10 protein-coding genes are annotated in these 13937 nt (G+C 71.2%); 3 read left to right on the top strand and 7 right to left on the bottom strand.

What is annotated here, in order from left to right; genetic code table 11:
• Positions 1–9: 9 nt before the first annotated feature.
• The 3 genes from BKA14_RS41595 to BKA14_RS41585 form a co-directional block, all read right to left on the bottom strand.
• A complete protein-coding gene (locus tag BKA14_RS41595) occupies positions 10–732 on the bottom strand; it encodes a PP2C family protein-serine/threonine phosphatase (RefSeq protein WP_184956202.1) in 723 nt (240 codons plus the stop codon).
• A 70-nt stretch (positions 733–802) separates the two neighbouring features.
• The gene (locus tag BKA14_RS41590) at positions 803–1825 is read right to left on the bottom strand and encodes a hypothetical protein (RefSeq protein ID WP_184956201.1); all 1023 of its coding nucleotides are present in this window, start codon (positions 1823–1825) and stop codon (positions 803–805) included.
• Positions 1822–2955: a transporter substrate-binding domain-containing protein gene (locus tag BKA14_RS41585; RefSeq protein WP_239092636.1), complete on the bottom strand. Its 1134-nt coding sequence runs from the start codon at positions 2953–2955 to the stop codon at positions 1822–1824. Before BKA14_RS41585 ends, BKA14_RS41590 begins: the two co-directional genes overlap by 4 nt.
• 105 nt (positions 2956–3060) lie before the next feature.
• Between BKA14_RS41585 and BKA14_RS41580 the strand changes: the two genes are divergently transcribed.
• Entirely contained in the window at positions 3061–3759 is a 699-nt protein-coding gene (locus tag BKA14_RS41580; protein ID WP_184956199.1) for a hypothetical protein, read from the top strand.
• On the opposite strand, the gene treZ is transcribed toward BKA14_RS41580, so the two are convergent.
• From treZ to glgX, 3 genes are read right to left on the bottom strand one after another with little or no spacing between them, the layout of a single operon-like run.
• Complete coding sequence (gene treZ / locus BKA14_RS41575; RefSeq protein ID WP_184956198.1) at positions 3756–5483, bottom strand: malto-oligosyltrehalose trehalohydrolase; 1728 nt, start codon at positions 5481–5483, stop codon at positions 3756–3758. The genes BKA14_RS41580 and treZ overlap by 4 nt on opposite strands.
• Complete coding sequence (treY, locus tag BKA14_RS41570; RefSeq protein ID WP_184956197.1) at positions 5480–7750, bottom strand: malto-oligosyltrehalose synthase; 2271 nt, start codon at positions 7748–7750, stop codon at positions 5480–5482. The genes treZ and treY overlap by 4 nt, the downstream gene beginning before the upstream one ends.
• Positions 7751–9862 carry a glycogen debranching protein GlgX gene (glgX, locus tag BKA14_RS41565; RefSeq protein ID WP_184956196.1) on the bottom strand — a complete coding sequence of 704 codons (2112 nt, stop codon included), beginning with the start codon at positions 9860–9862 and terminating at the stop codon, positions 7751–7753.
• A 223-nt stretch (positions 9863–10085) separates the two neighbouring features.
• On the opposite strand from glgX, the gene BKA14_RS41560 reads away from it, so the two are divergent.
• Together BKA14_RS41560 and BKA14_RS41555 are read left to right on the top strand one after the other, a co-directional pair.
• Positions 10086–11807, top strand: coding sequence for a glycogen debranching enzyme N-terminal domain-containing protein (locus BKA14_RS41560; protein WP_239092637.1), 1722 nt, complete (start codon positions 10086–10088; stop codon positions 11805–11807).
• On the top strand, positions 11804–13030 hold the full coding sequence (locus BKA14_RS41555; RefSeq protein ID WP_438861936.1) for a glycosyltransferase family 4 protein: 1227 nt from the start codon (positions 11804–11806) through the stop codon (positions 13028–13030). The genes BKA14_RS41560 and BKA14_RS41555 overlap by 4 nt, the downstream gene beginning before the upstream one ends.
• On the opposite strand, the gene BKA14_RS41550 is transcribed toward BKA14_RS41555, so the two are convergent.
• On the bottom strand, positions 13027–13923 hold the full coding sequence (locus BKA14_RS41550; RefSeq protein WP_184956194.1) for a ketopantoate reductase family protein: 897 nt from the start codon (positions 13921–13923) through the stop codon (positions 13027–13029). The genes BKA14_RS41555 and BKA14_RS41550 overlap by 4 nt on opposite strands.
• Positions 13924–13937: the final 14 nt, after the last annotated feature.

Below are 13937 nucleotides of genomic sequence, written 5' to 3'. Positions count from 1 at the left end.
GAAGAGTGCTCACTCCCCCGATGTCAGATCGGCGACAATCACCGTCACGTTGTCGGGCCCGCCGCCGCGCAGCGCCAGGTCGATCAGCCGTTCGCAGCACGCTTTCGGGTCGTCGGCGGCGAGCATCTCCTGCTCGATGGTCTCGTTGGTGACCACGGCGGTGAGGCCGTCGCTGCAGAGCATCCAGCGGTCACCCGGTTCCGGTTCGACGATCACGTACGCCGGGCTGACCGGCTCGCCCTGCAGCACGCGCGTGACGACCGAGCGGCGCGGGTGCCCGGCGGCCTCGTCGGGGCGGATCAGTCCCTGGTCGACGAGCATCTGGACGTAGGTGTCGTCCTTGGTCAGCTGGTTGAGCCGGCCCTCGCGCAGCAGGTAGGCGCGGGAGTCACCGACGTGCGCCATGGCGGCCCGGGTGCCCGAGAAGATGACCGCGGTGAGCGTGGTGCCCATGCCCTGCAGCGAATTGTCGTTCTCGACCTGCTCGGCGATCCGGCCGTTGGCCACCTCGAGCGCCTTGTGCAACGCGTCCATCTGCTGGTCGTTCTCGATGGACGTGTCGAGCGGCGTCATCGCCTCGATGGCGAGGCGGCTGGCGAGGTCACCGGCGGCCATCCCGCCCATGCCGTCGGCGACGACGAGGAGACGGTCACCGGCGTAGTAACAGTCCTCGTTGTTGCTCCGGACATGTCCTTGATCGGTGCCGGCGGCCCACCGCAGATGCAAGGTCATGGCGTGCAGCTTCCCAGATCATCGCAACCCTGTCTGCACGGGCTCGGCGGCGCGTCGAAGGAAAACTCCGTCACCTGGGCTTCAGGGGACGGCCGAGGCACCGGGGATCGACCTCTGTCACACGGCGTGTCGGTGCGATCCACGAAAGCACCGAGTCCGACAGGGGCCAGCCACGGACCTCGACAGCGCTCTCCGGCGGGCGTACGGGCTCGGGGCAGAGGGTCTTGGAACGTACTTGGTCGTTGGGGAGAAACGTTACCTGGCCGCCGCCCTGCAACACAGTCGTCGACGTGTCATCCACGCTGATCAACTGCCCCCGTACGACCTCGGTTCCGCCCCCTGGCGGCCCGACCTCGACGGCACTGTCCGGCAGTACCGGTGCGCGCAGGAAGACGACGCCGATCACCAGCGGCGCCACCAGGGCCGCCCCGACCGCCGGCCAGTGCGTGACGAGCCGGGCCGACCAGGGCGGCACGGGCCCGGTGAGCAGCGGCCCGAGCAGTGGCGGCACGCCCAGCAGCAGCGCCGTCGACGTCTCACCGGTGCGCCACGCCTCGATCAGGCCGGGCCACACGAAGATCAGCACGATCGCGCCGACCAGGATCGGTACGCCCAGCGTGATCCACAACATCAGCCGGCGCTCGCCGCGGAAGCGTTGCGCCGCGGTCAGCCCGAGGATCGCGACCAGCAGCATGGCCAGCGTCGGCAGCAGCCGCAGCTGCCAGGTGAACCCGGCCAGCATCGCGGCCAGCAGCACCACCCAGTCGGGCATCCGCAGCGCGGTGACCGACAGCAGCGAGCGGCCGGCGTCGTCGGGGGCGCTGACCAGCAGGATGCCGCCGAGCAGCCGCAACACGAGGATCACGGCGGGCACGGTCCAGATCAGCGTGATGAAGAGCGCGCTGATCATGCCGAGCGGCGAGATGTACTGCACCAGCAGCAGCATCGTGGGCAGGTCCTGGCGGCTCAGGTACCACAGCCGCAGCACGAGCAGCACCAGCGGGAACGCCGGCAGCACGGTGAGCAGCCAGTTGAGCTGGGCCCGGCGCCGGCGGGGGACGATCGCGCCGCCCTTGGTGAAGACGTCGCTCATCGGAACACGTCCTCCCACGGCAGCTCGCGGATCGCGGGCCGGGCGGGCCGGGGCTGCGTCGCGATGGCGATCGGGACTTTGCCGTTGGCCTTCGTCTCGGACTGCAGATTCCTCTGGTACGCCTCCTCCCAGCGCCCGTCGGCCGGGTCGTAGTAGGAGCGGTAGAGGGTCAGGTCGACGAGTTTTTTGAGCGCCTCGTTGTTACCGACATTGACCCCGTACGCCTCGGTGGCGTCGACGCCGAGGTCCCAGTGCGCGAACTCGTCGGGAGATCGGGCCTTGAAGCCGGCCAGGATCGCCGCGTCGGTCGAGACCGCGGTCACCTTGCCGCCGCGCAGGTCGGCTATGCACTCGCGCATGCGGTTGCGGCTGACGACGTCGATGTCGAGTTCCGGCCGTTCGAGGGCCGACGCGCTCGTCGCGGTGGAGAGCGAACAGACGCTCTCACCTTTCAGATCGCGCAGGGTGGCGACCGGGCGGTGATCCTTCAACGTGAGCACCGACTGCTCGGTGAAGAGATACGGCTCCGAGAAGGTCACGTCCTGACGCGCCTCCCGTTCCGCGGTGATGCTGAAACTGGCCACCACGAGCTTGACCGGCACGCGGTTGCCCTTGAGATCGACACCCTGCATGCGGGCGCGGTCCTCGCTCTCCATCCCGTAGAAGCGCACGTCGTCGCGGCGGAAGCCCAGATCCTCGGCGATCATGTAGGCGATCTCGATGTCGAAGCCGCTCCAGACCCCGTTCTCGTCGCGGATGGCTGTGCCGGGCTGATCGTCCTTGACCCCGATCGGCAGCACGGTCCAGGTGTCCACCCCGGACTGCGCGCGCAGGTCGGCCACCGAGGGCGGCCCGCTGCCGAAGACCCGGACCAGCGCCAGCCCGAGCGCCAGCACCAGGGCCAGCCCGAGCGCGGCGAGCCGGAACATGGCCAGATGAAACCGGGGCGGCGGGTCGACCAGCGGCTCCGGCGCGGGCGGGGGCAGCCGGCGGTCGGCGGCCTCCCGCTCGGCGACGTCCTGTACCGCGATGTCCTCAGCGGTGCCCTCCGGCCCGGCCGGCGTACGGCGGCGCAGCGGCCAGGCGAACCTGCTCGACGTGCCGTTGCGCCCAGGCCCCATCTCGGTCATCGCCCCACCCCCAGTCATGGCGGGCCAATAGTGCCGCATGAATGTCACAACCGGGATTCCCGGCAGGGCTGATTCACCCCGCCCCCGCGGGGTACGCGAAACGGCATGAGGCCCTCCGTCATCGCCGGCGCCGCGCTCGTGACCGCGCTCGGCGTCCGGATCGTCCGCTCCCGCCATCGCCGCTTCCTGCACCCGGACGGCCGCTCGTTCGCCGGCGAACTGGAGGTCTGGGGCCTGGACACGGGGGCCGAGCTGATCGACCGCCCGGCCCGGCACGACGTCACCGTACGGATCTCGAAGGGCGTCGGCACGAAGCCCGGCCGGCCTGACGTGCTCGGCCTCGTCGTCCGGGTACACGGCCCCGAACGCGACTTCGACCTGCTGCTGTCAACCTGCGGACAGGGCCGGCTCACCAGGCATCTGCCGGCGCCGCGCCGCTCGTTCGACACCCTGTACGGCTCGATCCTGGCCTACCGCACCGGCACGGGCGACAAGATCTACCTGGCCGCCCGCGCCGACGGCGCACTGGGCGCGGACCTGAACGGGATCACCGCCGGCCGGATCACCCTGCTCGCCGGCAACCACCCCTTCGGCCGCGTCACCTTCACCGGCGGCCCGCTGCCCACCCGTACGGACGCCGCCTTGGCCTTCGACCCGATCCGCAACACGGCCGCCGACCTGCACCCGACCGGCACGATCCACGGCACGCGGGCGCTCGCCTACCGGGTCAGCCAGCTGTGGCGCGGCGTCCGCCCGGCCACGCCCGCTCCGGACGCGGTCGGACGGACCGCCCTGCACCACTAGCGGTATGCGACGACGACCGCGCTCTCGGCCGGCAGCTCCACACGATCGCGCTGCAGCATGACGCCCTCGGCCGTGGCCAGCAGCACCTTCGACGGCACGTCGCGCAGCGAGACCGTCTGCGGCGCCGGGGCCAGGTTGACGGCCACCGCGGTCTGCCCGCGCCGCATCACCAGGTGCTGGTCGCCGTGCCAGACCTCGACCTTGTCGAGCCACGGGTCGGTCAGCTCGGGCCGGGCCCGCCGCAGCGCGATCAGCCGCTTGTAGAGGTCGAGGATCTCGGCGTGCCCCGGCTTGGCCACCTCGTCCCAGTCGAGCTTGGAGCGCCGGAACGTCTCCGGGTCCTGCGGGTCGGGCACTTCGGCCTCGGCCCATCCGTGGGCGGCGAATTCGCGGCGCCGGCCGTTCTGCACGGCGGCCGCCAGTTCGGGTTCGGGGTGGCTGGTGAAGAACTGCCAGGGGCTGCTGGCCGCCCATTCCTCGCCCATGAACAGCATCGGCGTGAAGGGCGAGGTCAGCAGCAGCGTGGCGCCGACTTTGAGCAGGCCCGGGGAGAGCGTGGCGGAGATGCGGTCGCCGATGGCCCGGTTGCCGATCTGGTCGTGGTCCTGCAGGAAGGCCACGAAACGGTGACCCGGTGTACGGGCCCGGTCGACCGGCCGCCCGTGCCGGCGCCCACGGAAGCTCGAATACGTGCCCGCGTGGAAGAACGCGCCGGTCAGCACCGTCTGCAGCGATTCCAGTGAGCCGAAGTCGCCGTAGTAGCCCTGTCGCTCGCCGGTGAGCAGCGCGTGCAGCACGTGGTGGACGTCGTCGTCCCATTGCGCGTTGAGCCCGTAGCCGCCGGCCTCACGCGGGGTGATCAGTTTCGGGTCGTTCAGATCGGATTCAGCGATGAGCGAGAGCGGCCTTCGCAAGAAACTGGAGAGCGACTCGACCTCGACGGCCATCTGTTCGAGCAGGTGGATCGCCGAGTGGTCGGCCAGCGCGTGCACGGCGTCCAGGCGCAGCCCGTCGACGTGGTAGTCGCGCAGCCACATCAGCACGTTGTCGACGATGTAGCGGCGCACCTCGTCGGCGCCGGGCCCGTCCAGGTTGACCGAGTCGCCCCACGGGTTCGAGCCGGCCGGGCTCAGGTAGGGGGCGAACATCGGGGCGTACGCGCCGGACGGGCCGAAGTGGTTGTAGACCACGTCGAGCACCACGCCCAGGCCACGGTTGTGGGCGGCGTCCACGAAGCGCTTGAGCCCGTCGGGACCTCCGTACGCCTCGTGCGGCGCGAACCAGGCGACCCCGTCGTAGCCCCAGTTGTACTCGCCGTTGAACGAGTTCACCGGCAGCAGTTCGACCAGGTCGACGCCCAGCTCGACGAGGTGGTCGAGGCGTTCGATCGCGGAGTCGAAGGTCCCTTCGGGCGTGAACGTGCCGATGTGCAGCTCGTAGAGCACCGAGCCGGGCAGCTGGCGGCCGGTCCACGCCTGGTCGCTCCACGCGAAGGCCGTGTGGTCGTAGACCCGGCTCGGGCCGTGGACGCCTTCGGGCAGCCACTGGGCCCGGGGGTCGGGCCGTTTCTCGCCTTCCAGCACGTACGCGTAGTCGGTGCCGGGTGCGGCCGACGGCACGTCCCGCCGCCACCACCCGTCCGCTCCGCGTTCCATCTCCAGCTCCTCGCCACCGAGAGACAGCCGTACGGTCTTCTCGGGTGCCCACACCTCAAATAACGTCATTTCTCTTTCACCAGGAGCGCGACGGGATAGGTACGCAGGAGCTCGGCCACCGAGAGGCGGTTCCCGCCGTAGCTGGTATTCGTGAACACTTCCGTCCAGCTGTGGCCGTCGAGTGAAACCTCGGTGTCGCCCCAGCCGCCGTGGCGTGACAATCCGACCGGCAGCCGCGTGGCGATGGTCACGGCGCCGCCCCGGTCGAAGCCCAGCAGGTGCTCGCCGCAGCGTCCCTCGGCGTAGAGCGGGCGGTAGCCGGCGAACAGTTCGGGCCGCTGCCGGCGCAGGCGCAGGGCGCGGCTGGTGACGAGCAGTTTGGCCGCGCCGGTCTCGTCGACCGGGGGCAGCCAGCCGTCGTCGATGCGGGTCAGCAACTCGCGGCGGGCGGCGAAGTCGACGGGGCGGCGGTTGTCCGGGTCGACCAGCGAGAAGTCCCAGAGCTCGCTGCCCTGATAGACGTCGGGCACCCCGGGCATGGTCAGCTGCACGGCCTTCTGGCCCAGCGAGTTGATCCAGCCGGGCGGTGTGATCGACGCGGCGAAGTCGGCCACTTCGCGGTGCAGGGCCGGGTCGTCGTAGATGCGGTCGACCATCTCGCGCAGTGCGGTCTCGAAAGCCTCGTCGGGTTGCGTCCAGCTGGTCGAGGCGGCCGCCTCCTTCGCGGCTTTGAGCGCGTACGCCTGCAGCCGTTCCCGCGACAGCGGCCAGGCCCCCACCGCCGCCTGCCAGACCAGGTGCGCGAGGGCCGGGTCGGGCAGCGGGGCGATCCGCACCCAGCGGCGCACCACCTCCGTCCAGTCCCCGGGCACCTCGGAGAGAACCGCGAGCCGAGCCCGTACGTCCTCACTCCGCTTGGTGTCGTGGGTCGACAGCGACGTCATCGCGTCCGGCCAGTGGCGCCGGCGCTCCTCGGTGGCCTCGTGGAAGTCGTCCGGGGCGACACCGAAGTCGGTGGGGTCGTTGCCCACCTCGTTGCGCGCGGTGAACCTGGTCCAGCGGTAGAACGCGGTGTCCTCCACGCCCTTGGCCATCACCGCGCCGGTGTACTGCTGGAACCGGGCGGCCAGTTCGTCGTCCGGGTTGCGCAGCCGCCCGAGGAGCTGGTCGAGCACCGGGATCAGCTGCGGGCGGCGGCGACCGGCCTCGGCCCGCGCCTTGGCCAGCTGACGGGACCCGTACGGCAGGTAGGAACGGTAGACCGGGAAGCACGCGGCCAGCTCGGCCAGGGCGCGCGGGGCGGCCTCGACCTCGGGCACGAGCCGGGCCATCCGGGCCAGTTCGGCCCCGAGCAGCTTGGTCGCCGCCGTGTACTTGGTCTCGTGCACCAGGTCCTGCCACGACGTCACGCTGCCGTCCAGGTGGTGCTGCAGGGTGTCGAAGAAGGCCTCGGTGCCGGGGTCGACGAAGACGCCGCCGACCTCGGCCAGCGCGTCGTAGCCGGTGGTGCCGGCGACCGGCCAGCCGGGCATCTCCTCCCCCGGTTCGAGGATCTTCTCGACCACGATCCAGGCCTCGGGCGCGGCCGCGCGCAACCGCTCGAAGTACGCACCGGGGTCGCGCAGCCCGTCCGGGTGGTCGACCCGCAGGCCCTGCGCGATGCCCTCGTGGACCCAGCGCAGGATCTCGGCGTGGGTGGCGTCGAACACCTTCGGGTCCTCGACGCGCAGCCCGGCCAGATCGACGATCGAGAAGAAGCGCCGGTAGTTGAGCTCGCTGTCGCCGCGGGTCCAGTTGACCAGCTCGTAGTGCTGCCGGTCGTGCACCTCGCGGGGCGTGCCGTCGCCGGTGCCGTCGGCGATCGGGTAGCGCTTGTCGAAGTAGCGCAGCTCGCCGTCTTCGAGGCGCAGATCGTCCAGCGCGTCGGGCGAGTCGGCCAGGGTCGGGAGCAGGATCCGGCCGCGCGACCAGTCGATGTCGTAGAAGTCGGCGAACTCCGACTCGCGCCCTCGGCGCAGAACGTCCCACCACGTCGGGTTGACGTGCGGAACGCCCACGCCGGCATGGTTGGGCACGATGTCGACCACGAGCCCGAGGCCGGCGTTCTTCAACGCGTTGGACAAATCAGACAGGGCGGCGGCGCCGCCCAGCGCGGGGCTGACCGCCGAGTGATCGACGACGTCGTACCCGTGCTCGGACCCGGGAGTCGCGGTCAGCAGCGGTGCCGTGTAGAGGTGGCTCACCCCGAGCTCGGCCAGGTAATCGGCGAGCTCGGCGGTGGCCTTCAATCCGAAGTCGGGGCGGACCTGGACTCGGTAGGTTCCGGAAGGGGGCATTCAGACCGTCCTGTCGAGCACGATGAGCGACCTGTCGGGCACCCAGATCTTGTTGCCGGCCTCGACGACCGACGGGCGATCCGGGGACGGCTCCGCCGTCTCGATAACCCTTTCCCACTTCTCACCGTATTCAGCCGGTGGAGTGGCGAACTCGATCGGGGCATCGTGGGCGTTGAAGAACAGCAGGAACGAGCTGTCCACGTGCCGCTGGCCGTACTGGCCGCGCTCGCGGATGCCCTCGCCGTTGACGAACAGCGCGACCGCCCGGCCGAAGTCGTTGCCCCAGTCGTCGCCGGCCATCGGCCGCCCGTCGGGGGTGAACCACTCCAGGTCGGGCAGCGGGTCGCCACCGCCGCGGGCGGTCACGGGCAGGCCGGTGAAGAACCGCCGTCGCTGGAACACCTGATGGCGGTGCCGGAACGCGGTGAGCTTGCGGGTGAACTCGAGCAGCTGCTCGTCGGCGTCGCCCCAGTCGATCCAGGCCAGCTCGTTGTCCTGGCAGTACGCGTTGTTGTTGCCCTGCTGGGTGCGGCCGAGCTCGTCGCCGTGCGAAATCATCGGCACGCCCTGCGACAGCATCAGCGTGGCCAGGAAGTTGCGCCGCTGCTTGGCCCGCAGCGCCAGCACCTTCTCGTCGTCGGTGGGGCCCTCGATGCCGCAGTTCCACGACCGGTTGTGGCTCTCGCCGTCCCGGTTCTCCTCGCCGTTGGCCTCGTTGTGCTTGTCGTTGTAGGCGACCAGGTCGTTGAGCGTGAACCCGTCGTGCGCGGTCACGAAGTTGATCGAGTGGAACGGTTTACGGCCGTCGTCCTGATACAGGTCGGCCGAGCCGGTGATCCGCGACGCGAACTCGGCCAGCGTGGCCGGTTCGCCGCGCCAGAAGTCCCGTACGGTGTCGCGGTACTTGCCGTTCCACTCGGTCCAGTTGGGCGGGAAGTTGCCTACCTGATAGCCGCCGGGGCCGACGTCCCACGGCTCGGCGATCAGCTTGACCTGGCCCACCACCGGGTCCTGCTGCACGACCTCGAAGAACGTGGAGAGCCGGTCGACGTCGTAGAACTCGCGGGCCAGGGTCGAGGCGAGGTCGAAGCGGAAGCCGTCGACGTGCATCTCGGTCACCCAGTAGCGCAGCGAGTCCATGATCAGCTGAAGGCTCTGCGGGCTGCGCACGTTGAGGCTGTTACCGGTGCCCGTGTAGTCCATGTAGAACTGCGGCTGGTCGTCGACGAGCCGGTAGTACGTCCGGTTGTCGATGCCCTTGAGGCTCATCGTGGGGCCCAGGTGGTTGCCCTCGGCGGTGTGGTTGTAGACGACGTCGAGGATCACCTCCATGCCCGCCTTGTGCAGCGCCTTGACCATGCCCCGGAACTCCTGGGTCTGCTGGCCGAGCGTGCCCGTCGACGAGTAGCCGTGGTAGGGCGCGAAGAAGCCGAGCGTGTTGTAGCCCCAGTAGTTACGCAGGCCCAGGTCGTCCAGCCGGTTGTCGTGCACGAACTGGTGCACCGGCATCAGCTCGACCGCGGTCACGCCCAGGCTCTTGAGGTGCTCGATGATGGCCGGGTGGCCGATCGCCGAGTAGCTGCCCCGCATGTCCTTGGGCACCTCGGGGTGGCGCTCGGTCAGGCCCTTGACATGGGTCTCGTAAATCACCGAGTGGTGGTACGGGATGTCCGGCCGGCGGTCGTTGCCCCAGTCGAAGTACGGGTTCACGACCACGCCCTTGGCCATGTACGGCGCCGAGTCGAGGTCGGACATCTGATCCGGATTTTCCATGTCGTACGCGTACATGGCCGGATGCCAGTCGATGTCGGCGTCGACGGCCCGCGCGTACGGGTCGAGCAGTAGCTTGTGCGGGTTGTAGCGCAGACCGCGGGACGGGTCGTAGGGCCCGTACATGCGATACCCGTAGCGCTGGCCCGGCTCGACCCCGGGGAGATACGCGTGCCAGACGAACGCGTCCTGCTCGTGCAACTGGACCTTGCGCTCGTTGCCGGAGGGGTCGAACAGGCACAGCTCGACCGCCTCGGCCCCCTCGGAGAAGATCGCGAAGTTCGTGCCCGTGCCGTCGTACGTGGCACCCAACGGGTACCGGTGACCAGGCCAAACCTGCATGTCGTGCTCCCACCCCTCGACCGACCGTACTGCGATGCGCTCAGCTGCCGGCACCACGGCCCGAGCGTCATGCCCCTCTTGCGCCGGAGTAACCCTGAGCAAACGTGTCGTCGGTCATTCTTGCCGATGGGATGGACCACGTCCTCGCCACCGGTGGATACCCGCCGGGAGGACTACGACACGTGAAGGTTTGAATTCGTTCTCAGTGAGCATTCCTTGCCCCGTGTCACATATCTTCGGACCGGAGGCAAGCGGTTCCCCGAATCGCGAATGGCTCGTCACCGACGGTCTTGGAGGCTTCGCCGCGGGGACCGTCCCGGGGCTGCGCACCCGCCGCTCCCACTCCCTGCTGACCTTTGCCGGCGCGAGCGCGCTGGCCGCGCTGGACCTGACGGTGACACTCCCCTCGGGCGCGAAGGTGCCGCTCTACACGCACGAGTGGGCGTCCGGCGTCAGCGACCCGTCCGGCCACCGCTACCTGGAGACGTTCGCTCTGGTCGACGGCGTGCCGCGGTGGCGCTGGCGGATCGGCGACGTGGTGATCGAGCGTGAGATCGCGATGCGTCACGGCCACCCGTCGGTCGCCGTGACGCATCGGGTGGTGACCGCGCCCGGCCCGGTCGGGCTGGCCGTGGCGGCCCTGTGCACCTGGCGCGACGTGCACGGCGAGCGGCGCGCGGGCGACGGTCCGCTGCGGGTCGAACCGGCCGCGGGCGGCGTGGTCGTCGAGGACGCGTACCGGATCTGCGGGCCGGGCTGGCAGGCCGGCGGCGAATGGCACCTCGGGGCGTACACGCGGCACGACGGGACGGCCGAGGATCTCTGGCACGCGGGAACGTACTTCGATCGGGTGAGCCCGGGCGACGTGATGGAGATCTCGGCCTGGGGCGGCGACCCGGCCGACCCGCCACCCGCCGCGTCGTCGGTGATCCGCGCGGCCCGTGACCGCGCCCGGGAGCTGATCGTCACGGCCAAGGCCGACGGTCCGGCCGAGACGCTCGTGCTCGCGGCCGACGCCTTCATCGTCCGGGCCGCTGACCGTCCCGACGTCGTGACCGGGTACCCGGGGGCCGGGCCCCGGCTCATCGACACCGCGATCGCGTACGAGGGCCTGTTCCTCGACACGGGGCGGGCCGACGAGGGGCGCGAGCTGCTGCGGGCGAGTGCCCCGGCCGATCTGGAGTCCGCGCTGTGGCTCGTGCACGCCGTGGACCGGCACGTCCGCCGGACCGGCGACAGCGACCTGGCCGCCGAGCTCGCCGAGCCACTGGCCGCCCGCCTCGACGAATACGGGGGCGACGACCTGGTCGCGATCGCGGGCACCGGCAAGCCGGTCGGCGTCAACGCGCTCTGGGTCAACGCCCTGGCCGCCCTGGCCGACCTGCGGGCCGAGACCGGCGGCGACGGCACCGCGCTGCGGGCCCGGCACGCCCGGGCCCGGGAGGCGTTCCGGCAGCGGTTCCCGGCCCCCGAGGGCTGGCTCCACGACGTGATCGACGGGCCGGCCACGCCCTATCCGCTCGGCGCGGGCAGTCACCAGAACGACCCCTCGCTGCGCCCGCACCAGCTGCTCGCCTGGTCGCTGCCGCACGCCCCGATGCGCGGGACGGGCGGGCAGGCGACGCTGCGGCGGATCGGCGGGGCGCTGCTCACCCCGCTCGGCCTGCGCACCCTGGCCCCGGCCGAGTACGGCTACCAGGGCGGCGCGCCCGAGCACGGCAGCGTCCACCCCTGGCTGATCGGGCCGTACGCCGACGCCTGCGCCACGCTCGACGTGCCGTCCGAGGGCCTGTTCGACGGTCTGCGGGCGCACCTCGGCGAGTGGGGCGCCGGGTCGGTGAGCGAACGCGCCGACGGCGACCCGCCGCACCGGGCGACCGGTCTTCCCTTCTCGGCGCGATCCGTCGCCGAGCTCCTCCGCGTGATCTCGAGGTACGAGCCGTGAGCCGCATCCTGATGCTGTCCTGGGAATACCCGCCGCTGCTGGTGGGCGGGCTCGGCCGGCACGTGCACGCCCTGGCCACGACGCTGGCCGCGGCCGGGCACGAGGTCACCGTGGTCACCCGGCACGCACCGGGCGCGCTGCGCGAGGAATACGCCGAGGGTGTGCGCATCCTCCGGGCGCCCGACGACCCCGTACGGTTCGAGGTGCGCGACGGCGACATGCTGTCGTGGGCGATGGGCTTCAACCACACCCTGACCCGTACGGCCCTGCGCGCCGCCCGCACCGGCGACTACGACGTGGTGCACGCGCACGACTGGCTGGTCGCCCAGGCCGCGGTGACCGTGCGCGACCACCTCGACGTCCCGCTCGTGGCCACCGTCCACGCCACCGAGTCGGGCCGGCACCAGGGCTGGCTGCCGCACCCGCACAACCGCTCGATCGACGACATCGAACGGTGGCTGGCGCACGAGGCCACCCGCACGATCGTCTGCTCCGACTACATGCGGGCCGAGGTCCAACGCCTGTTCGACATGCCGGCCGGGCGCATCGACGTGGTCCGCAACGGCGTCGACATGCTGGCCTGGTCGCCCCGGCCCCGCGCGGTGGCCGCGGCCCGCCGCCGCTACGCCGGTCCGGACGGTCCGCTGGTCAGCTTCGCCGGGCGGCTCGTCTACGAGAAGGGCGTGCAGCACCTGCTGGCCGCCGTGCCCGCGCTGCGCGAGCGGCACCCGGGCCTGCGCGTGGTGATCGCCGGGGACGGCCCGTACCGCGCCGAACTGGAGGCAGTGGCCACCGAGGGCGTCACGTTCGCGGGCTTCCTGACCGGTCACCACCTGACCGGCCTGATGGGCGCCTCGGACTGTTACGTGGTGCCCAGCATCTACGAGCCCTTCGGCATGGTGGCGCTGGAGGCGGCGGCCGCGGGCACCCCGGTCGCGGTGGCCGGCACCGGCGGCCTGGCCGAGATCGTCGACGACGGCGTCACCGGCGTGAAGTTCACCCCGGGCGACCCGGCCGCGCTGGCCACGGCGGTCGGCGCGGTGCTGGCCGACCGCGAGCACGCCCGGGCCCTGGCCCGGCGGGCCCGGCGCCGGGTGCACGACGACTTCGCCTGGCCGCAGATCGCGGCGGCCACGGTCGCCACCTACGACCGGGCTCGTGACTTCGACGCCCGCCGGGTGGCCCGCGAGGCGGAGAACGTGCTCGCCCGGATGCCGGTCTAGGCGAGCCGGGCCGCGTAGATCGCGAGATTGGTGTAGGCGGCCGACAGCGCCGGCACGGGCACGTCGTGCCGGTCCGCCTCGGCCACGAAGTCGCCCAGGATCGCGTCCACCTCGACCGGCTCGCCGCGCATCATGTCGCGATACATCGACGAGGTCATCTGCTCGTCGGTGGCCAGCCCGTCCCGGAGCACCTTGACCGCTCCCGGCCGCGGCGGGTGGCCGGCCGCCGTCGCGATCGCCATCGCCTCGGCCGCGATCCGCGCCCCGAACGCCGTGCCGCCGGGCGCCCGGTTGATGTCGCCCACCGGCGCCCGCATGAGCGTGGTGGCCGCGCCCAGGCTGGCCAGGAAGACCCACTTCTCCCACATGTCCTGCACGACCGTCGGCGTCGCGAACGCGTCGAAGCCCGCCCCGGCGAGAGCGTCGGCCACCCGCGGGTCGCCGGTGCCGCCGCCGAGCGGGCCGAACGCGATCCGCTGCAGATCGGTCATCCGGACGATCCGGCCGTCCGGGGTCACATCGGCGTGGATCATGCAGACGCCGCCCCAGGCCCGCTCCGGGCCGAACGCCGCGACCATCCGGTCCACGTGACGCATGCCGTTCAGCAGCGGGATCACGACCGTACGGGGGCCGACCGCGGGCGCCACGTCGGCCAGCGCCTGGTCCAGGTGATAGCTCTTCACGGCCAGCAGCACGAGGTCGTAACGGCCGTCGAGCGTGTCCGCGGTGACCGTACGGGGTGTGAGAGTGATCTCGTCGAGCCGCAGCCCGCGCTCGGCCAGCTCGGCGGCGCGCCCCGGACGTACGAGAAAGGTGACGTCCCGCCCGGCCGCCGCGAGCAATCCACCGAAATGTCCGCCGGTGGCCCCCGCGCCTACGATCAGTGTCCGCACGAGCACCGAGCCTA

The sequence above is a fragment of the Paractinoplanes abujensis genome (assembly GCF_014204895.1).
Taxonomy (GTDB): Bacteria; Actinomycetota; Actinomycetes; order Mycobacteriales; family Micromonosporaceae; genus Actinoplanes; species Actinoplanes abujensis.
The sequence above is the reverse complement of the archived record's forward strand: the minus strand, read 5'-3'. Positions and strand labels throughout refer to the sequence as shown.